Origin of the sequence: Streptomyces sp. NPDC046931 (genome assembly GCF_040644655.1) — a bacterium.
GTDB lineage: Bacteria > Actinomycetota > Actinomycetes > Streptomycetales > Streptomycetaceae > Streptomyces.
Map to the genome: position 1 here is coordinate 260,746 of NZ_JBEYWX010000002.1, position 19,176 is coordinate 279,921.

Annotated in this window: 16 protein-coding genes and 1 tRNA gene; 9 read left to right on the top strand and 8 right to left on the bottom strand. The window is 69.3% G+C overall.

The genetic code is table 11. The annotated features are described in order from the left end of the window. Positions 1-69: 69 nt before the first annotated feature. Positions 70-804: a class E sortase gene (locus ABZ876_RS05255; RefSeq protein ID WP_361775558.1), complete on the top strand. Its 735-nt coding sequence runs from the start codon at positions 70-72 to the stop codon at positions 802-804. An 80-nt stretch (positions 805-884) separates the two neighbouring features. On the opposite strand, the gene pknB is transcribed toward ABZ876_RS05255, so the two are convergent. From pknB to ABZ876_RS05285, 6 genes are all read right to left on the bottom strand, one after another. Then, positions 885-2,879: a Stk1 family PASTA domain-containing Ser/Thr kinase gene (pknB, locus tag ABZ876_RS05260; RefSeq protein WP_361774512.1), complete on the bottom strand. Its 1,995-nt coding sequence runs from the start codon at positions 2,877-2,879 to the stop codon at positions 885-887. A 170-nt stretch (positions 2,880-3,049) separates the two neighbouring features. Then, positions 3,050-4,537 carry a penicillin-binding transpeptidase domain-containing protein gene (locus ABZ876_RS05265; protein ID WP_361774515.1) on the bottom strand — a complete coding sequence of 496 codons (1,488 nt, stop codon included), beginning with the start codon at positions 4,535-4,537 and terminating at the stop codon, positions 3,050-3,052. After that, the gene (locus ABZ876_RS05270; RefSeq protein WP_361774518.1) at positions 4,534-5,970 is read right to left on the bottom strand and encodes an FtsW/RodA/SpoVE family cell cycle protein; all 1,437 of its coding nucleotides are present in this window, start codon (positions 5,968-5,970) and stop codon (positions 4,534-4,536) included. Before ABZ876_RS05270 ends, ABZ876_RS05265 begins: the two co-directional genes overlap by 4 nt. Positions 5,971-5,997: 27 nt before the next feature. Further along, positions 5,998-7,557, bottom strand: a complete 1,560-nt coding sequence (locus tag ABZ876_RS05275) for a Stp1/IreP family PP2C-type Ser/Thr phosphatase (protein ID WP_361775561.1) — start codon at positions 7,555-7,557, stop codon at positions 5,998-6,000. Positions 7,558-7,647: 90 nt separating this feature from the next. Then, on the bottom strand, positions 7,648-8,163 hold the full coding sequence (locus tag ABZ876_RS05280) for an FHA domain-containing protein (protein WP_361774521.1): 516 nt from the start codon (positions 8,161-8,163) through the stop codon (positions 7,648-7,650). A gap of 10 nt (positions 8,164-8,173) precedes the next feature. Beyond that, positions 8,174-9,022, bottom strand: a complete 849-nt coding sequence (locus ABZ876_RS05285) for a DUF3662 and FHA domain-containing protein (protein ID WP_361774524.1) — start codon at positions 9,020-9,022, stop codon at positions 8,174-8,176. Between the two features lie 571 nt (positions 9,023-9,593). On the opposite strand from ABZ876_RS05285, the gene ABZ876_RS05290 reads away from it, so the two are divergent. The 4 genes from ABZ876_RS05290 to ABZ876_RS05305 all read left to right on the top strand — a co-directional run bounded on the left by ABZ876_RS05290 (position 9,594) and on the right by ABZ876_RS05305 (position 13,673). Beyond that, positions 9,594-9,680: transfer RNA gene (locus tag ABZ876_RS05290), tRNA-Leu, on the top strand. Positions 9,681-10,699: 1,019 nt separating this feature from the next. Beyond that, the gene (locus ABZ876_RS05295; RefSeq protein WP_361774527.1) at positions 10,700-11,731 is read left to right on the top strand and encodes an LAETG motif-containing sortase-dependent surface protein; all 1,032 of its coding nucleotides are present in this window, start codon (positions 10,700-10,702) and stop codon (positions 11,729-11,731) included. 242 nt (positions 11,732-11,973) lie between these two features. Continuing rightward, on the top strand, positions 11,974-12,420 hold the full coding sequence (locus ABZ876_RS05300) for an SRPBCC family protein (protein WP_361774530.1): 447 nt from the start codon (positions 11,974-11,976) through the stop codon (positions 12,418-12,420). 158 nt (positions 12,421-12,578) lie between these two features. Beyond that, entirely contained in the window at positions 12,579-13,673 is a 1,095-nt protein-coding gene (locus ABZ876_RS05305) for a PP2C family protein-serine/threonine phosphatase (RefSeq protein ID WP_361774533.1), read from the top strand. Positions 13,674-13,799: 126 nt separating this feature from the next. Here the strand turns inward: ABZ876_RS05305 and ABZ876_RS05310 are convergent, their stop codons facing one another. Continuing rightward, entirely contained in the window at positions 13,800-14,165 is a 366-nt protein-coding gene (locus ABZ876_RS05310; protein WP_361775564.1) for an MmcQ/YjbR family DNA-binding protein, read from the bottom strand. A 207-nt stretch (positions 14,166-14,372) separates the two neighbouring features. Between ABZ876_RS05310 and ABZ876_RS05315 the strand changes: the two genes are divergently transcribed. The 4 genes from ABZ876_RS05315 (at position 14,373) to ABZ876_RS05330 (ending at position 17,980) form a co-directional block, all read left to right on the top strand. After that, a complete protein-coding gene (locus ABZ876_RS05315; protein WP_361774536.1) occupies positions 14,373-15,803 on the top strand; it encodes a DUF2252 domain-containing protein in 1,431 nt (476 codons plus the stop codon). A 68-nt stretch (positions 15,804-15,871) separates the two neighbouring features. Further along, a complete protein-coding gene (locus tag ABZ876_RS05320) occupies positions 15,872-16,198 on the top strand; it encodes an ankyrin repeat domain-containing protein (RefSeq protein WP_361774539.1) in 327 nt (108 codons plus the stop codon). A gap of 356 nt (positions 16,199-16,554) precedes the next feature. Then, on the top strand, positions 16,555-17,562 hold the full coding sequence (locus ABZ876_RS05325; RefSeq protein ID WP_361774542.1) for a J domain-containing protein: 1,008 nt from the start codon (positions 16,555-16,557) through the stop codon (positions 17,560-17,562). A gap of 88 nt (positions 17,563-17,650) precedes the next feature. Continuing rightward, positions 17,651-17,980 carry a rhodanese-like domain-containing protein gene (locus tag ABZ876_RS05330; protein ID WP_361775567.1) on the top strand — a complete coding sequence of 110 codons (330 nt, stop codon included), beginning with the start codon at positions 17,651-17,653 and terminating at the stop codon, positions 17,978-17,980. A 43-nt stretch (positions 17,981-18,023) separates the two neighbouring features. Here the strand turns inward: ABZ876_RS05330 and ABZ876_RS05335 are convergent, their stop codons facing one another. Continuing rightward, entirely contained in the window at positions 18,024-19,163 is a 1,140-nt protein-coding gene (locus ABZ876_RS05335; RefSeq protein WP_361774545.1) for an acyl-CoA dehydrogenase, read from the bottom strand. Positions 19,164-19,176: the final 13 nt, after the last annotated feature.

Here is a 19,176-nt window from a genome sequence, read left to right on the forward strand (position 1 = left end):
CTGTGTACGCACGGGCACGTGGGACAGACGGAGCAGATTGCAGTGGGCGTGACGACCGACCAGGACGAGCTGACCGACGCGCCGTCGCCCGGTCCCGACTCCCCCTCCGCGCCCCGGCGCCGCGGCACCGGCCGGATCGCGCTCGCCGTCAGCGTCTTCGGGGAGCTCCTCATCACCGTGGGCCTCGTGCTCGGCCTGTTCGTCGTGTACTCGCTGTGGTGGACGAACGTCCTCGCCGACCGCAAGGCGGACCGGCAGGGCGACAAGGTGCGCGACCACTGGGCGGCCGAGGAGGACAGCGGCCCGGGCGCCCTGGACACCAAGGACGGCATCGGGTTCCTGCATGTGCCGGCCATGGGCAACGGCGAGGTGCTGGTGGAGATGGGCACGTCGGCGAAAGTCCTCAACGACGGCGTGGCCGGCTACTACACGGACCCCGTCAAGGCGACCCTGCCGATGACGGGCATGAGCGGCAACTTCGCGCTGGCCGCGCACCGTGACGGGCACGGGGCGAAGTTCCACAACATCGACAAGCTGAGGAAGGGCGACCCGGTCGTCTTCGAGACCAAGGACGACTGGTACGTCTACAAGGTCTTCGCGATCCTCCCGGAGACGTCGAAGTACAACGTGAAGGTTCTCTCCGCGGTCCCCAAGCAGGCCGGCGTGACGAAGCCGGGCCACTACATCACCCTGACGACCTGCACCCCGGTCTTCACCTCCGAGTACCGCTACATCGTGTGGGGCGAACTGGAACGGGTGGACAAGGTGGACAGCGACCGGACCCCGCCGCCGGAGCTGCGCTGACCGCCGGCCCTTCCCCGACACACGACCGGGCCCCGGCCCCCTTCGAGGGGGCCGGGGCCCGGTGTCGTAACAGGGGCGGGTCAGTTCCTCCTGCCGCCGGTCAGGCCGCCGAAGATGTTCGTGCCACCGTTGCCGTTCCCGCCGTTGCCGCCCTGGTCGGTGGTGACCAGGTCCACCGGGCTGCCCTGCTGGACCTGGCTGCCCGGGCCCGGGTTCGACCCCACCACGATGGCGTTGTCGTCCTGGGGGCCGACGATGTTGCGGACCTGGAGGCCCGCCTGGGTCAGCGCCTGCTTGACGTCCTTCAGCTTCTGGCCCTGGATGTTCGGGGGGATCTGGACCTGCTGGGGCGCCTTGCCGACCTGAATGGTGACCGTGGAGCCCTTCTTGACCGTGCTGCCCGCCGCGGGCACGGTCTGGACGGCCTTGCCGGCCTGGTTCGGGTCGCTGACGTCCACCTCGACGCAGTTGCCGGTCAGGTTGTTGGCCTGCATCTGCTGCTTGGCGTCGTCACAGGACCGGTTCGTCACGTCCGGCACGGTTGTCGTCGCCGGGGCGACGGCGACGGTGAGGGTGATCGTCGAGCCCTTCTCCCTGTCCACATTGCCCTCGGGGTCCTGCTCGGTGACGACGCCCGGAGTCTGGTCGGACTCCTGCGTCTTCTGCTCGACCTTGAAGCCCTTGTCCTCGAGCTGCGACTTCGCCTTGTCGAACTGCACACCCCGGACGTCCGGCACCGTCACCTTCGGGGCGCCCGTGGACACCACCAGGTTGATCGTGTCGCCCTTCTTGACCTGGGTCTTCGGCTTCGGGTTCTGGTCGCAGACGTTGCCCTTGGCCTGGTCCTCGCAGGGCTTGGCGGAGAAGGCCAGCTTCAGGTCGGAGTTGTCCGCCAGCTGCCGCGCATCGGTCCTGGACTGGCCGACGAAGTTGGGCACGGTGACGTTCCCGTCGCCCGGGCCGTTGCCGCTGAACATCCACTTGCCGATGAGGATCGCTCCGAGCAGCACCAGCACACCCGCGACGACCAGGAGGATCGTCGACGTGTTCGCCTTCTTCTTCTGGCGGCGGCGGTCCGGGCGGTCGTCGTAGCCGAATCCGCCGTCGTCCGGGTTCATCGGAGGCAGCATCGTCGTGGCTCCGGCACCGGGCTCGGCGCGCAGAGCCGTCGTCGCCTGGTCGTCGGCGTAGCCGCCGTAGCCGACGGAGCCCAGGGCCGCCGTCGCCGCGACCGGCTGGCCGTCGAGGCAGGCCTCGATGTCCTGGCGCATCTCGTCGGCGGACTGGTAGCGGTAGTCCGGGTCCTTGACCAGCGCCCGCAGCACGATCGCGTCCATCGCGGGCGTGATCTCGGGGTCGAAGACGCTCGGCGGCTGCGGCTCCTCGCGCACATGCTGGTAGGCGACCGCGACCGGGGAGTCCCCCACGAACGGCGGGCGGACCGTCAGCAGCTCGTAGAGCAGGCAACCCGTCGAATACAGGTCCGACCGGGAGTCGACCTGCTCGCCCTTCGCCTGCTCCGGCGAGAGGTACTGGGCCGTTCCGATGACCGCCGCCGTCTGCGTCATCGTCATCCCGGCGTCGCCCATCGCGCGGGCGATACCGAAGTCCATCACCTTGACCTGGCCGTTGCGCGTCAGCATGACGTTCGCGGGCTTGATGTCACGGTGGACGATGCCGTTGCGGTGGGCGTACTCCAGGCCCTGGAGGATGCCGATGGTCATCTCCATGGCCCGCTCCGGCAGCAGCTTGCGGCCGCTGTGAAGAAGCTCACGGAGCGTGGAGCCGTCGACGTACTCCATCACGATGTACGGGATCGAGACCCCGTCGATGTAGTCCTCGCCCGTGTCGTACACCGCGACGATCGCGGGGTGGTTGAGCGAAGCGGCCGACTGGGCCTCCCGGCGGAACCGTGCCTGGAAGGAAGGGTCGCGCGCCAGGTCGGCGCGCAGCGTCTTCACTGCCACGGTGCGGCCGAGGCGCGTGTCATGCGCGAGGTAGACCTCGGCCATGCCACCACGGCCGAGCACATGGCCCAGCTCGTACCGGCCGCCGAGGCGACGCGGCTCTTCCATAGCTTCCTACCAGCCCTCTCCGTCGGTCCCGACCACACCCGCGTGTGGTCCGGCGGTGTGCTGTCCGGGCATACGGTACCCGGCTCGCTTTGTGTGACCTGGCCACATCCGCCACCCGATACAGGACCGGTATCGCAACGTGCACCGATGTGAAGGGGACGTGACGGGAGTCACTTCTTGCTGTTGATGACCGCCTCCATGACGTTCTTCGCGATGGGGGCGGCGAGGCCGCCACCGGAGATGTCGTCACGGTTGGCGTTGTTGTCCTCGACCACCACGGCCACGGCGACCGGCGAACTGCCGTCGCCGAGCTTGGCGAACGAGATGAACCATGCGTACGGCTTCTCGCTGTTGTTCAGGCCGTGCTGGGCGGTACCGGTCTTGCCACCCACCGTCACGCCGTTGATCTGCGCGTTCTTGCCCGTACCGTCCTTGACGACCGTCCCCATCATCGACTGGAGGACCTGGGCGTTCTTCTCGGACAGCGGCCGGCTCAGCTCCTGCGGCTGGGTCTGCGTGAGCACGTCCAGGCCGGGCGTCTGGAGCTTGTCCACCATGTACGGCTTCATCAGCTTGCCGTCGTTCGCGACCGCCGAGGCGACCATCGCCATCTGGAGCGGGGTCGCGGCGGTGTCGTACTGGCCGATGGAGCTGAGCGCCGTCTGCGCCTTGTCCATGTCCTTGGGAAAGTTGGAGGCGTTGGCCCGCACCGGCGTGAACTGCTCGGAGTCGAAGCCGAACTTCTTCGCCTCCTCCAGCATCTTCTCCTTGCCGAGGTCGGCGCCGATCTTGCCGAAGACCGTGTTGCAGGAGAACTGGAGCGCGACCCGCATGGTCGCGTTCTTGCAGGGGATGCTGCCCTCGTTCTTCAGCTCGGTCCGGGTGTTCGGGAGGATGTACGGCAGCGGCGAGTCGGTGTTCTGGTCCGCGCTGTCGTACAGCCCGTTCTCAAGCGCCGCGGCCGCGGTGACCACCTTGAACGTGGAGCCCGGAGGGTAGGTCTCGCGCAGTGCCCGGTTCAGCATCGGGTCACTCGGGTCGTTCTTCTTCTGGAGCTTCGTCCACGCCTTGGAGTCGACGGTCGTGGAGTTGCCCGCGAACGAGGACGGGTCGTACGACGGGTAGGACGCGAGCGCCAGGATCGCACCCGTCTGCGGGTCGAGCGCGACGGCCGCGCCCTTGCCGCCGACCCTCTTCAGACCGTCGTAGGCGGCCTTCTGCGCGGCCCCGTTGAGCGTGGTGACGACGTTGCCGCCCTGCTGCTGCTTGCCGGTCAGCATGTTCAGCGTGTTGCGGAAGAACAGCCGGTCGTCGTCGCCGGTGAGGATGCCGTCCTCGATGGACTCCAGCTGCGTGGCGCCGAACGCCTGGGACGCGTAGCCGGTGACCGGCGACCACATCGCGCCGTCCTTGTAGGTGCGCTTGAAAGCGAAGTCGTTGAGGCTGTCGGTGGACGTCTTCTTCGACCCGGTGATCGGGTCGCCGTCGACGATGATGTCACCGCGGGGCTTGGAGTACCGGGCGATCAGGACACGGCGGTTGTTCGGGTCGGTGCGCAGGCTGTCGGCCTGGAGGTACTGGAGCCAGTTGTCGCGGACGAGCAGCGCGAGGACAAGGAGCCCGCAGAAGAGCGCGATCCGGCGCAGGGGCTTGTTCACGGGCGGACCACCTGGGTCATCTCGGCGTCGGGGTTCGGAGCGGGGGACGGTGCCGGGCGGCGCGCGGTGTCGCTGATGCGCAGCAGGATGCCGATCAGGGCCCAGTTGGCGATGACGGAGGAACCGCCGTACGCCAGGAACGGCATCGTCATACCGGTCAGCGGGATGAGACCCATGACACCGCCGGCGACCACGAACACCTGGAGCGCGAAGGCGCCGGACAGGCCCACGGCGAGCAGCTTGCCGAACGGGTCGCGGGCGGCGAGGGCGGTGCGCACGCCGCGCTCCACGATCAGGCCGTAGATCAGCAGGATCCCCATGATGCCGGCCAGGCCCAGCTCCTCGCCGAAGGTCGCGAGGATGAAGTCGGAGTTGGCCGCGAACCGGATCAGGTCCGAGTGGCCCTGGCCCAGGCCGGTGCCGAGGGTGCCGCCGGAGCCGAACGCCCACAGCGCCTGCATGGCCTGCTCGGAGTGGCCGACGACGTTCTGCCGGGAGAGCGTGTACTCCTTCATCGGGTCGAGCCACGCCTGGACACGCTGCTGCACGTGCGGCTCGAACGACGCCACACCGACGGCGCCCACCGCGGACATCAGCAGACCGAAGACGATCCAGCTGGTCCGCTCGGTGGCGACGTACAGCATGATGACGAACATTCCGAAGAACAGCAGCGACGTACCGAGGTCGGTCTCGAAGACCAGGATCAGGATCGAGATGAACCAGACGACCAGGATCGGGCCGAGGTCGCGGCCGCGCGGCAGATACAGACCCATGAAGCGGCGGCTGGCCAGCGCGAGCGCGTCGCGCTTCACCATCAGATAGCCGGCGAAGAACACCGCCAGCACGATCTTCGCGAACTCACCGGGCTGGATGCTGAAGCTGCCGACGTGGATCCAGATCTTCGCACCGTAGATGTTCGCGCCGAGACCCGGGATGAGCGGCAGGAGCAGCAGCACCAGCGCGCCCACCATGGAGATGTACGTGTACCGCTGCAGGACCCGGTGGTCCTTAAGGAAGATCAGCACGACGACGAAGAGGGCGATGCCCATCGCGGTGTACATCAGCTGGCGGGGCGCCGCGGTGCCGGCCTGCTTGATGGACTGCAACAGCTTCGACTGGTCCAGCCGCCAGATGACGACCAGGCCGAGCCCGTTCAGCAGCGTCGCGAGCGGCAGCAGCAACGGATCCGCGTACGGCGCGAACTTCCGTACGACGAGATGGCCCACCCCGGCCAGCAGACCGAGCCCGACGCCGTAGCTCAGCAGGCCGGGCGGCACCTTGTTGTTGATGGCGAGGCCCACGTTGGCGTAGGCGAACACCGGGATGACGACCGCGAACACCAGCAGCGCCAGTTCGGTGTTGCGGCGGCTCGGCGTGCCGATCGCGCCGATCGTGGACGTGTGATGCGTCGTCGTGTTCGTACTGCTGCTCATGGTGTGACAGGGCCCCTCACGGCTTGCTTACTGCTTACCGCACAGTGAGACGACCTTCTGCTCTTCCTCCGAGAGGGTGGGGCCGGGTGTGGGAGTGGGTGCGGTTGGGGTCTTGGTCGCCGGCGGCGGCGCCGAGGACGTCGGGGTCGGCGAGGCCTTGGACGTGAAGGAGGCCTTCGTGGTTCCCGTGGTGTCCCCGGCCTGGCCCTTGCCGGTCTTCGCGCTGGTCTGGCTCGGCTTCTGCAGGCGTTCGCTCTCCTTCCGGCACGCGGACGCCTGCACGGACAGCTCGGAGATCTTCGACTGGGCCGCCGTGAGACCGCCTTCGGCGATGGTCGCCCTGACCTGCTTCTGCTGGTACGGCGGCAGGTACTTGAGTTCGATCTCGGGGTGGTCCTTCTCCACCTTCGACAGCGACAGCCAGGCGAGGTCCTGGCTGATGCCTCGGTAGAGCGCCACGTGCGTGCCGTTGGCGCCGACGTAGTACTGCGTCTGCGTCCACTGGTAGGCGCCGTAGCACCCGCCGCCGATGACGCCGAGCACCAGAGCCGTGTAGAACGATCTCTTCAGCCACCTGCGGCCCTTGCGCGGCTTGACGAAGTCCTCGTCGGTGTAGTCGCCGAAGCTGCCCGCCGGGACGTAGCCGGTGGTGTCACCGCTGCCGGGCGGCCCGAACTCGCCGCCGCCCTGCCCGGGCACCTGCCGGCCGAGTCCGGAGGCACGGCCCGCGGGCGTCTGCATGATGCCGTTGTCGTGCAGGTGGTGCTGGTTCTCGGCGACCGCGCCCACCACGACCGGGGTGTCGGACAGCTGCCCGGCGAGGGTGTCCCCGGTGTCCAGGTCCAGGACGTCGGCCACGATGACCGTGATGTTGTCGGGGCCGCCGCCGCGCAGCGCGAGCTGGATCAGCTCCTGCACGGTCTCCTGCGGGCCCTGGTAGCTGGCGAGGGTCTCCTCCATCGTCTGGTGGGAGACCACCCCGGACAGTCCGTCGGAGCAGATCAGATACCGGTCGCCGGCCCGCACCTCGCGGATCGACAGGTCGGGCTCGACGTGCTCGCCGCTGCCCAGCGCGCGCATCAGTAGCGAGCGCTGCGGATGGGTCGTGGCCTCTTCCTCCGTGATGCGGCCCTCGTCGACGAGCCGCTGAACCCAGGTGTGGTCCTGGGTGATCTGTGTCAGGACGCCGTCCCGCAGCAGATAGGCACGGGAGTCGCCGACGTGGACGAGGCCGAGCCGCTGACCGGTCCACAGCAGGGCGGTGAGCGTGGTGCCCATGCCCTCCAGCTGGGGGTCCTCCTCCACCATCGCTCGCAGCTGGTCGTTGGCGCGCTGCACCGCCGTGCCGAGCGAGGTGAGGATGTCGGAGCCGGGAATGTCGTCGTCGAGCGCGACGATCGTGGAGATCACCTCGGACGAGGCGACCTCGCCGGCGGCCTGGCCGCCCATCCCGTCGGCGATCGCGAGCAGGCGCGGACCGGCGTAACCGGAGTCCTCGTTGCCCTCGCGGATCATGCCTTTGTGCGATCCGGCGGCGAAGCGCAGTGACAGACTCATGCGCACCTCGCCCGTCGGCTCCGGGTACATCCGCACGGTGCCCACCCTCCGGTCGGGAGCGCGCCGGGGCCCATGGTGTGGTCCGCCGCTGCGTGCTCGCTCCGCTCGCTCATTGTCGTACTACTTCCGCAGCTCGATAACGGTCTTGCCGATGCGGATCGGCGCGCCCAGCGGAATCGGTGTGGGGGTCGTCAGCCTGGTCCGGTCGAGGTACGTGCCGTTGGTGGACCCGAGGTCCTCGACGATCCACTGGCCGTCCCGGTCGGGGTAGATCCGGGCGTGCCGGCTGGAGGCGTAGTCGTCGTCCAGCACGATCGTGCTGTCGTGGGCGCGGCCGAGCGTGATGGTCTGGCCCTGCAACGCCACCGTGGTGCCGGTCAGGGATCCCTCGGAGACGACCAGCTTGCTAGGCGCACCGCGGCGCTGGCGGCTGCCGCTCGGCTGCTGCCGCTGGGGCGGTGGCCCCGCGGCGGCCCGGGCGGCCTGCTGCGGCCGTCCGCCGTCCCGGCGCGAGCCGCGCTGGGTGACGCGCGTACCGAACAGGTCGCTGCGGATGACCTGCACGGCCACGATCACGAACAGCCACAGTACGGCCAGGAAACCCAGCCGCATGACCGTGAGGGTCAGCTCTGACATTGCCCCCGCTTCACCCTTCGGCTTGCCGGTAAATGATGGTGGTGCTGCCCACGACGATCCGCGAGCCGTCGCGGAGCGTAGCGCGGGTGGTGTGCTGCCCGTCCACCACGATGCCGTTGGTGGACCCGAGATCCTGGATCGTCGAGGGCGTTCCGGTCCGGATCTCGCAGTGCCGGCGGGAGACGCCGGGATCGTCGATCCGCACGTCCGCCTCGGTGCTGCGGCCCAGCACCAGCGTCGGACGGGAGATCTGGTGGCGGGTGCCGTTGATCTCGATCCAGTAGCGGGTGCGCCCGCCGGACGCCGGGGCGGCAGCGGGACGCTGGCCCGCGGGCTGCGGGTACCCGTAGCCGTCGGCGCGTCCGCCGGGCGGCGGCGCGGGCGGCATGGGCGGCGCTCCCGCCGGCGCGGCGGCCGGCGGATAGCCGTAGCCGCCGGGGCCCTGCCGCCCGGAGGGGGCGGGAGCGGAGGCCTGCTGGTTGCTGGAGGAGGCCAGCGTGCGGCTGCGCACCCGGTACAGGCCGGTGTCGAGGTCGTCGGCCTTCTCCAGGTGGACCTTGATGGGGCCCATGAAGGTGTAGCGCTGCTGCTTGGCGTAGTCGCGGACCATGCCGGCGAGCTCGTCGCCGAGCTGGCCGGAGTAGGGACTCAGGCGCTCGTGGTCCGGTGCGCTCAGCTCCACGATGAAGTCGTTGGGGACCACGGTCCGCTCGCGGTTCCAGATCGTCGCGTTGTTGTCGCACTCGCGCTGCAGCGCGCCGGCGATCTCCACGGGCTGGACCTCGGACTTGAAGACCTTGGCGAAGGTGCCGTTGACCAGACCTTCGAGACGCTGCTCGAACTTCTTCAGGACTCCCATGAGGCACCTCCTCCGTCGTTGCCGTCCTGGGTACTGCTTACCTGGTACTGCTTACTGATCGTATCCACGCGCCGGAAAATCGGCTGGTTCCCCCTGTCGGCCCTGTCGACGGGTGTCGACGCCTGCGGAGTTCCCTCCGGTCGACCCCTTCGAACTCCTCCTGCTCGTACTCCGTGCTCGTACTCCTGGCATGGATCGTAGAGGCGGCCGTAGACCAGTGTCCCGCACCTGGCTGTGGACCCCGTCCCCTCCTGGAGAGATGAGCGGGACCGGTACGAGGTTGATACGTGAACAGATACGGCTCGAGACGTTGCCGGGGTGCCGGGGCGCCTGGGGCGCGGGGGCTGTGCGGGGGCGCGGTGGGGCGCTGCGGTTGCGGGGGGACGGGGCGGGTGCTGGGTACCGGCGCTGGTCGAACGGGTCTCCGCGGGGCCGGTCGGAGAAGTGTCCACTGGTGGGGCCGGTGCCCTGCGGGAAAGCGATGTGAACCCACCGTCGACAGCGTGCTAATGTTCTCGATGTCGGAAGGCGCCGCACCGCAAGGGATCGGAAGCTGGACGACACACCCAATGCGCGGGTGGCGGAATAGGCAGACGCGCTGGATTCAGGTTCCAGTGCCCGCAAGGGCGTGGGGGTTCAACTCCCCCCTCGCGCACCACGAGAAACCGACGAAACGGGTCTCTGTCGGCGACGGAAGTCACCGCGGGGCCCGTTTGTCGTTGTGTCTGGGCTTGTGAGGGATCGCACAGCCTGGGAGACGGATTGCGGGTGACTCAGCCCCGCCGGTGAGCTATCTCACGGGCGGCCAGGCCTTCGGTCTCCAGTCCGGAGGCGGGGTGGTGAGTACCGCCGTCCGGTTCGCCTCCGTTGCTTCCTGGAAGGCGGTCGGACCGGTGGTTGAGGCGGGCGATCTGCCGCGCGGGGTGGGCTGCCCGGTGAAGACGGCGAGGTGCCAGTTGCCTTGTCCCGGGGCGCCGTGAAGGTGTCCTTCATGGCCCTGCCCGCCTTGTCGGTGGCGGAGAGACGGGCGCTGCCCGTGCGGGGGCCCATGTCGTGGTCGATTTCCAGGCTGCCCATCTTCCATCCTCGCCCGCCCTTGCCGGCAAGGATCCTTGCCGCCTCCCGCCGTGCCCAGGGCTCGTCCTTTACGCCGCCGATCCGGATGAGACCGGTCGCGCTGTGTGCGTTGAGAGCGGAAACGTAGTCGTCGACGGCCTGGCGTGCACCGTCAACCGGTGAAGCAGCCGGGTTTGCTTCGGCGTTGTGCCGCGAGCAGCCGGCCAGGGCCGGTAACGGGACCACGACGATGGCGATGCGGCGACGCTTCGCGTAGGGCTCCTTCTTCGCCTATGAGAGGGCGGCAGCGGCCATTCCGATGAAGGGGGCGGCGGCAGCGGCCATTTCTCACTGCGCGAGCTGGTCGTAGACGAGTGTGCAGTCCATGGACCGGTCGGGGATCTGCCGCTCCTCGGCTCGGAGTTGTGGGAGGTGCGTGCTCGGCGTCGCGGGGCGCGGGTCGTGGCGTGGCGGGGCGGGGCGGGTCGCGGCGGCGCGGGCCTCGGAGGACTGGTATGACGTGGGTCACGTAAGTGCCGTGTAAGTACCAGACAACCCTTTTCAGTCGCTGCGGGTCGTCTCTGCGTACGCTTTCGGCCACTCACGCTCTTGGGGTTCGCGATGAAGCTCCGCCGGTCTCTGGCTCTCGCCGCCGCGACAGCCGCCATGGCTCCGGCCGTCCTGCTTGCGGCTCCGGCCGCCTATGCCGCGGACGACGACACCGCTTCGCCCACCGCCAGCGAGACGGCTCTCACCGGGGAGCAGTCCACGCCCGCCGCCGAGGACACCACTCCGGCCGCGGACGAGACGACTCCCGGAGCCGACGACACCACGCCGGCGGCTGACGACAACGTCCCCGCCGCCGCGCAGTCCGTCTCCTCCAGCGCGTCCGTGTCGGCCTCGGTGTCCGCCCCTGCCTCGGCGTCACCGTCGGAGTCGAAGGGCCCCTTCGAGTGCAACGCGGACGAGCCTCAGGTCGACAAGAACCTGCACACCGGCCTCTCCGGCCTGCCGTCGAAGATCGTGGCGGGCAGCGGCTTCCACGGCTTCCGGCTGAACGTGAACAACACCGGTGACCGTGCCTACCGGCGCGTCGACCTCGGTGTGTTCGCGGCCCAGACGGACAGGGACGAATACTTCGTCGACACCAGCCACCTCACCCTCCAGTACAAGGACCCGTCCTCCGGCAAGTGGGTCGACATCTCCCTGGACGAGAACGACGAGGGCGCCGGCTACCTCGGCTACACCGACGTGAAGGCCCACGAGTCCTTCTCCATCGATCTACGCCTGGCCGTGGACAAGACCGCCCCGGCCGGCCTCGGCTACGCCATCAGCATCGGCATGTACGCCGATGACCAGGGCAACTGTGTCTTCTCCGGTGACGACAGCTACTACGAGTTCGACATCCTCAAGGCAGGCGCCACTCCCGGCACCCCCGGTGACGCCAAGCCGCAGGGCGGCAAGAAGCCGCTGCCCAAGCAGCAGCCGTCCGGCAACACCAAGATCGAACCCCAGGGCCACCTCGCCCAGACCGGCTCCAGCTCCGCGCTGCCGGTGATCTCCCTGGCAGGCGGCGCCGCGGTGGCCGTCGGCGCGGGCGCCGTCTTCCTGGTCCGTCGCCGCAAGAGCGCAGGCCCGGGTGCCGCACTCTGACAACGGCGACTCATCGCTCTGAAAGCGAACTCCGCTGAAAGCGAAGTCCGCGCGTCCGCTGGTCGGCGGCCGCGCGGACCTGCTGACGGCCCCGCGGACTCGCTGGTCGGTGGCCCCGCGGACCCGTCGGCCGGAACCTAGCCGGCGGAGGGCGCCAAGTGCGGAGGGCCCAAGTCAAGTGACCCCCGGACTCTTCCTACAGTGGAGCGGCCACCCCACGGCACCGCCCGGGAAGGAAATCCGTGCCGCACTTCGAGATCGTCACCGTGCTCCCCGTCCCCCCCGAGCAGGCATTCGATGCGTGTCTCGACGTAGAAGCGCACACCCGGTCCATGGCCTCCTCCTCGGAACGGGCCGTGGGAGGCACGACACGAGGCAAGCTCCTGCTCGGCCGGACGGTGACCTTCCAGGCCCGGCACTTCGGTCTGACGTGGAGGCTGACCGCCCGCATCACCGCCTGGGACCCGCCACGGTTCTTCGTCGACGAGCAGGAAGCCGGTCCGTTCGGGCACTGGCGGCATGTGCATCGCTTCGAACCCCACGGTCACGGCGGCACCCTCATGACCGACGTGATCGACTTCGCCTCGCCTCTCGGCGTTCTCGGACGGTTTGCAGACGCTGCCGTCCTGCGTTGGTACATGCCGAGGCCCATCCGGTCGCGTAACGCCTACCTGGCAGCGAACCTCTGACACGGAGCGTGGCGACGTCCCGAGCAAGGCGCTGAGTGGAACGCTCGACCTCGGTGAGTCAAGCTGTAGCCATGCGGTCGCTCTTCCGCTCACCTGGCCCATCAGGAGCGGGCGGTCATGACCGGGTTCTCTTCAGGCTCGGACAGTCTGTGCCATTCATGATCGTGCTGTTCGCGCTGGGGGTCGAGTTCTCGCCCGCACACGCTGTGGTGACCGGTCCCATCCTCGCCGCCACACCGGCCTTGGCTTCGCTGACGATGGGCCCGAGAGGCATTCTTTCGGCAGCGGCCGGAGCCTGCGCTGTCACCGTGTACTCGTTGACGGTCCACCACACGTGGGGGGCCCAGGGTTACAGCAACCTTCTGTCCCTGTTCATGGTGTCCGTGGCCAGTGTGACCGTGGGTAATGCCATGCGGACGCGCAGACAGACGGAGCTCGACCAGGTGCGCCGGGTCGCCGAAGCCGCCCAGGAGGTCCTCGTGCGAGGTGTTCCGGCCCGGCTGGGTCCTGCACGGATGGCCAGCATCTACCTCGCGGCGGAGACCGGAGCACAGATCGGCGGAGACCTGTACGAAGCCGCGCAGACCCGGTACGGGGTGCGGGTGATCGTGGGTGACGTCCGGGGCAAGGGACTTTCTGCCGTGCGCTTGGCCGCGGCCGTGCTGGGTGCGTTCCGGGAGGCCGCCCACTATGAGGACGATCTGGTCGAGGTGGTGAACCACTGCGCGGCCGCGCTGGAACGAGAGCTCGCCGTGCCGACGGCTGCCGGCCGGCACGGCGAGGAAGAACAGGCCGAGGATTTCGTCACCGCCGTTGTGGCCCAGGTGACCGAAGGCTCCGAGGTCCAGGTGGTCAATCGCGGCCATCCGGCCCCCCTGGTGCTACGTCAGGGCAAGGTCGGGGCCTTGGTACCCACCACGGATCTGCCGCCCCTGGGCCTGGAGGAATTCATGACCGTTTCTCCTGCCAAGGTCGAGAGCTATCCGTTCATGCCCGGTGACCGTGTGCTGCTGTACACCGACGGCGTGGTCGAAGCCCGCAGCCCGGACGGCGCGTTCTTCTCCCTGCACGAGGCCATGGAAGCGGTGCACCCGTGTAGGCCGTCGCAGTTCCTGGAATGCCTGCACCTGGAATTGATCCGCCATACCGGCGGCCACCTGGCGGACGACGCGGCGATGCTCCTCATCGAGCGGCTGGACGAGGAAGCCGACCGGAAAGCCGCCCAGGAAACCGAAGCCTCCGCCATTCCTTGATCTTGCGACGAGCGCACAGCGGGTGGTGCATTGCGCACAGGGGCATGGCGCGCGAGCGTGGCACGCAGGGGCATGGTGCATGGCCGATAGGGCGCAGGGCCGGGGTTGTGGGTCGCCGCGGCGATCTCAGGGTCGGTCCAGGCGCAGACGCGCGGCGCGAGGCAGGCCCGCGACGACGAGGTCGTACGAGTCCTCGACGAGCTCCCGGACCAGGGGGTCCGGCAGTTCCCCGTCCACCGTCACCGTGTTCCAGTGGCGCTTGTTCATGTGCCACCCCGGGACGATCAGTCCCGGGTGCTCACCGCGGAGGCGCAGCGCGTCCTCCGGATCGCACTTCAGGTTCACGGTGAGCGGGCGGGCGTCCAGACTCGTCAGGGCGAAGGCCTTGCCCTCCACCTTGAAGACGGAGAGCTCCCGGAACGAGGAGAAGGGAAACTCCTCCACAGCCGCGCTGAAGGAAAGACAGAAGGTACGCAACTGTTCGGGGGTCACTGCGACTCTCCTCATCCTCGATCCTCGGCGGCGGGGGCTGCCCGGTCACGCGAGTCCTGCGAACCGTCAGGGGCGCTGTGACCAGGTTGTCCACACCTGCGGAGTTGTCCACAGGGCCTGACGCTCCCCAGCCACCGGCTGTACGGTCTCCGCAGTTGATGTTCCTACGGCTGCAAGGACAGCCGACAACGGGGGGAGGCGGTCGGTGTGACCGAGACCGGCACGGAGACCGGGGCGGCGCTGCCGCTGCAGACGAGCAGGATTTCCGCGGTGCGGGGCTTCGCGCGATGGCCCGCACCGGAGTCACCCAAGGACCAAGGCAAGGAACTGCGCGCCCGCGTACGGCGCCGGGCGCACGCCGAACTCGTGGTGGACGCCGACCGCCCCGACGCGGTCACCGCCGTCGAGGAGTCCAACCACGGCCGCCTCCCAGAACTCACCCCCATACGCGTCGGCAGGATGGCCGCCACCCCCTTCGCGTTCCTGCGCGGATCGGCAGGCCTCATGGCCCACGACCTCGCCCGCACCCCCACGACGGGCATCCGCACCCAGATCTGCGGCGATGCCCACGCGGCCAACTTCGGACTCTACGCAGACGCCCGCGGCGGCCTCGTCATCGATCTGAACGACTTCGACGAGACGGTCCACGGCCCCTGGGAATGGGACCTCAAGCGCCTCGCCGCATCACTGGTCCTCGCCGGCCGTGAGGCCGGAGCCGACGAGGACACCTGCCGGCAAGCCGCGCATGACGCGGCCGGCGCCTACCGTCGCACCATGCGCCTGCTGGCCAGACTCCCGGTGCTCGACGCGTGGAACGCGATCGCCGACGAGGAACTGGTCTCCCACACGGACGCCCACGACCTGCTCGGCACCCTGGAGAGGGTCTCCGAGAAGGCCCGGGCCAACACCAGCGGACGGTTCGCGGCCAAGTCGACGGAGACGGTGGACGGCGGAGGCCGCCGTTTCGTGGACGCACCACCGGTGCTGCGCCGCATACCGGACGCGGAGGCCGCGGCGGTAGCCGCATCCCTGGAGCACTACCTGACGACCCTGTCCGAGGACCGCCTGCCGCTGCTCGGCCGGTACGCGGTGCACGACGTCGCGTTCCGGGTGGTCGGCACGGGCAGTGTCGGCACGCGCTCCTATGTGGTGCTGCTCCTCGACCACCGGGGGGAACCCCTGGTTCTCCAGGTCAAGGAGGCGCGCCCCTCCGCCCTGCTCCCGCATCTGGCGGCGGCCGGCCACCCGGTGCCGGAGGCGGAGCACGAAGGCCGCCGGGTCGTTCTCGGCCAGAAGCGCATGCAGGTCGTGAGCGACATCCTGCTGGGCTGGACAACGGTCGACGGACGTCCCTACCAAGTGCGGCAGTTCCGCAACCGCAAGGGCAGCGTCGACCCCGCGGCGCTCGCCGCCGACCAGATAGACGACTACGCCCGCATGACCGGAGCGCTGCTGGCCCGCGCGCACAGCCACAGCGCCGACCCGCGCCTGATCTCGGGCTACTGCGGCAAGAACGAGGAACTGGACGAGGCGATCGCCGCATTCGCCGTGGCCTACGCGGACCGCACGGAGGCGGACCACGCGGAGTTGGTGGCTGCGGTGCGCAGTGGGCGTATTGCGGGGGAGATGGGGGTCTGAAGGAGTTCGGAGGGGGGCGCGGGAGGTGCCCCTAGGTCCTTCGTCAAGCTGTCGTGATGATGGCTGGCATGACGGATGAGGTTCAGGGCTCGGGCCGTGAGAGCCGCCGGGGGTGGACGCCGCTGCACTTCGCGGCGGATGAGCAGGATGCCGCGGCTGTCGGCTCTCTCCTGGCGGCGGGTGCGGGAGTGGATGTCCCCGACGAGCAGGGCAATACGCCTTTGTGGCAGGCGGTGTTCACGTATCGAGGTGATGGTGCGGTGCTGTCGCTGCTGGTCAATGCCGGTGCCGATCCGGGCATGGACAACCTTCACGGTGTGAGTCCGCGGCGCCTTGCCGACTGGCGTATTGGTTCAGATGCCGCGGTGCATCTCGGGGATCGTCCGGTCTCGTAGTGCAGTTTATGCAGGTCAGGCGGCTTTGGCGGGCTGCGGCCCATAGAAGATTCCGTCGCGGAGCATGGCGAGGAGGACATCGGCCCGGCGTCGGGCGAGGAAGAGCAGGGCCTGGGTGTGGGTGCTTGCCCTACCCGGTGCCCCCCGGGTCATCAACAACAGGAGGGGGAAGCCATGCCGGGCCCGAAGGCCGGAGGCCCCCTCGCGGAGCCACGAAGTAGGTAGCGGAGGGGGAGGGGGCGGGCGGGGAAGGGGGAGGGGGCGGGGAGCCCCCAGGCGTTACGTCGATCTTCTCTAGGGCCCAGGACCTCCCCGCACCCCGCAGCGCCCCTCCCCGCGTGTCATACGCTGGTGCGGTGACGACGCCCGAAGCCGAGCAGAGCGAGTCCGTGTCCGGTGCCGAGGAGCCGCTTGCCGAGCGCGCCGGTTCCGGCGGCACCCTGGGGACCGAGGGGGATGGCACCGGTTCCGGTGAGGCTGCTGTGACCGGCGAGGACTCCGCCGGTTCCGGTGAGGCCCCGGGAACCGGCCCGGACCCTGCCGGTCCTGGTGAGGCCCCGGGAACCGGTGAGGACGTTGGCGGGTCCGCGCCGCGGCCGGAAGAGCGGCTGGAGCAGGCCGTGCGGGCCGCCGAGCAGGCGTTGATCGAGTACGAGATCGCCGTGGAGACCTTCCGCGTCGAGGTGGAGAACTTCTCGCGGCTGCACCACCAGAAGCTGGGGCCGATGTACACGCGCCTCGACGAACTGGAGGCGGAGATCGCCGAGGCGCGGGCCGCCCTTAGTGGGGATCCCGAGGACATACGCCGCGCTCACGAGGCCCGCGCCCGGGTGATGCCGATGCCGGGTGTCGAGGAACTGTTCCACGGCTGGATGGACTCGGACGGGCTGTTCCCGGAGGCCCAGGCGATGCTCACGGACCAGCCCGTGCGGCCCCCGCAGCGGGTGCGCCCCAGTGAGGAGGCCCGCAAGCTGTACCGCGACCTGGCCCGCAAGGCCCATCCCGACCTGGCCCAGGACGAGGACGAGCGCAAGCGGCGTGACGAGTTCATCGCCCGGGTGAATGCGGCGTACGCACGTGGTGACGAGGCTCAGCTCCGGGAGCTCTCCGAGGAGTGGGCTGCCGGGCCTGTACCCGAGGAGCGCAGGCCGAGCCGGAGCGAGGAGCTGTATGCCCGGCTGGAGTGGCTCGCCCAGCGTAAGGATCTGCTTACGCTCATGGCCCGGGAGCTGGAGGAGAGCGCGATCGGCTCGATGCTGCGGCTCGCTCCCGACGACCCGGACACTCTTCTGAACGAGATCGCCGAGCAGCTGCTTGCCCAGGTCGCGGAGAAGGAAGCCGAGCTGGAGGCGCTGCGCGGCTGACCCGCCGGGTACGGCTCCGGGAGGTCGGGGCCGAGGCTGGTTCGTGCGTCCGTCGGGTAGCGTCGGGGGTATGCATTTCGGAGCTGGTGTGCCAACGGTCGAGGTCGCGGACCTCAAGGACGGCGATTTCCTGCTGGACGTCCGTGAGGACGACGAGTGGCAGGCGGGTCACGCCGCAGGGGCGCTGCACATCCCCATCAGCGAGTTCGTCGCCCGGTACGGCGAGTTCACCCAGGCGGCGCCGCAGGACGCCCGGGTGCATGTGATCTGCCGCTCGGGTGGCCGCTCGGCTCAGGTGGCGATGTATCTGGCGCAGCAGGGTGTCGACGCGGTGAACGTCGACGGTGGCATGCAGGTCTGGGCCGCCGAGGGGCGCCCCGTCGTGGATGCCAAGGGTGGGCCGGGCTTCGTGCTCTAGTTCCTGGGGTGGACTGGGGGCCCGGAGCGGGCTTGTGTGCCGATCATCCGAGTGGGTGCGCCGCCAGCAGGTTGCCCAGGGCGTCCTCGTGTGCCGCCGCGGGGCCGAGTGAGAGTTCCAGGTGCTTGGCCCAGGCGTGGTAGCGGTGCAGGCAGTAGTCGGTGTCGGCGCCGAACCCTCCGTGCAGGTGTTGCGCGGTCTGCACGACTCGCCGTACGCCCTCAGATGCCCAGATCTTCGCGGCTGCCACGTCCCCGGCGGCGGGCAGGGCGCCGGGTGAGCCGGAGCTGATGCGCCATGCCGCCTGCCAGAGCGTGGCCTCCATGGCGCGCAGGTCGATGTACCGGTCGGCGGCCTGTACGGCGACCGCCTGGAATGTGGCGATGGGGTGGCCGAACTGTTCTCGTCTGCCGGTGTACTCGGCGGTCATCTCCAGCACCTTCTCGCCGAGTCCGAGGGCGAGTGCACAGGTCCCGGTGGTGAGGAGCAGCCGGAGCTCTTCCCAGGCCCCGTCGGCCTCGAGCAGGTGCGGTGCGGCGATGCGTGCCGAGTCCAGGCGCAGTTCCGCGAGCCGTTCGCCGGTCGTGGAGACCTGTTCGGTGAGTACGAGGCCGTCGTGGTCCCGCGGTACGAGGGCGAGGACGGTGCGGCCCGAGTCGTGGGTGTGTGCCGGTACGAGGATGATGTCGGCGGTGTGTGCCCAGGGCACCGCGGTCTGGATGCCGTCCAGCAGCCAGGTGCCGTCCGGTTCCTTGCGGGCGGCCACCGCGAGTTCGGCCGGGTCGTGGCCGGTCCGGCCGTGGGCGGCGACGGTCAGGACCAGTTCCCCGCGGCCCGTCCGTGCGAGCAGTTCCTCCTTCGCCTCGGTGCTGCCGTGGGCTTGGAGGGCGGTGGCCGCGGCCGTGTTCTCCAGCAGGGGTATGCGTGCCAGTGCCTTCGCGGACTCCCGTAATACCAGGCAGAAGGCGATGGGGTCGAGGCCGGCGCCGCCGTACTCGGGGTCGAGCAGCAGGCTGAGCAGGTCCGCGTCCGCGAGCCGTGCCCACAGTGTTCGGTCGAAGTCGTCGGCGACGGCGCCCGGGGCCAGCGCGGGACTGGGCACTTTGTCCGGTGCGGCCCCGGCGAAGAGGGCCTTCGCCGCCTCGAGCGCCGCCTGCTGCTCCTCGCTGAAGGTGAAGTCCACGGCCTGTCCTCCC

Bases quoted from the DNA above. Each gene is read 5' to 3' on its own strand.
- ABZ876_RS05320 (WP_361774539.1), top strand. From the start codon at position 15,872: ATGACGGATGAGGTTCAGGGCTCGGGCCGTGAGAGCCGCCGGGGGTGG.
- ABZ876_RS05295 (WP_361774527.1), top strand. From the start codon at position 10,700: ATGAAGCTCCGCCGGTCTCTGGCTCTCGCCGCCGCGACAGCCGCCATG.
- ABZ876_RS05270 (WP_361774518.1), bottom strand. From the start codon at position 5,970: ATGAGCAGCAGTACGAACACGACGACGCATCACACGTCCACGATCGGC.
- pknB (WP_361774512.1), bottom strand. From the start codon at position 2,879: ATGGAAGAGCCGCGTCGCCTCGGCGGCCGGTACGAGCTGGGCCATGTG.
- ABZ876_RS05280 (WP_361774521.1), bottom strand. From the start codon at position 8,163: ATGTCAGAGCTGACCCTCACGGTCATGCGGCTGGGTTTCCTGGCCGTA.
- ABZ876_RS05275 (WP_361775561.1), bottom strand. From the start codon at position 7,557: ATGTACCCGGAGCCGACGGGCGAGGTGCGCATGAGTCTGTCACTGCGC.
- ABZ876_RS05305 (WP_361774533.1), top strand. From the start codon at position 12,579: ATGATCGTGCTGTTCGCGCTGGGGGTCGAGTTCTCGCCCGCACACGCT.
- ABZ876_RS05285 (WP_361774524.1), bottom strand. From the start codon at position 9,022: ATGGGAGTCCTGAAGAAGTTCGAGCAGCGTCTCGAAGGTCTGGTCAAC.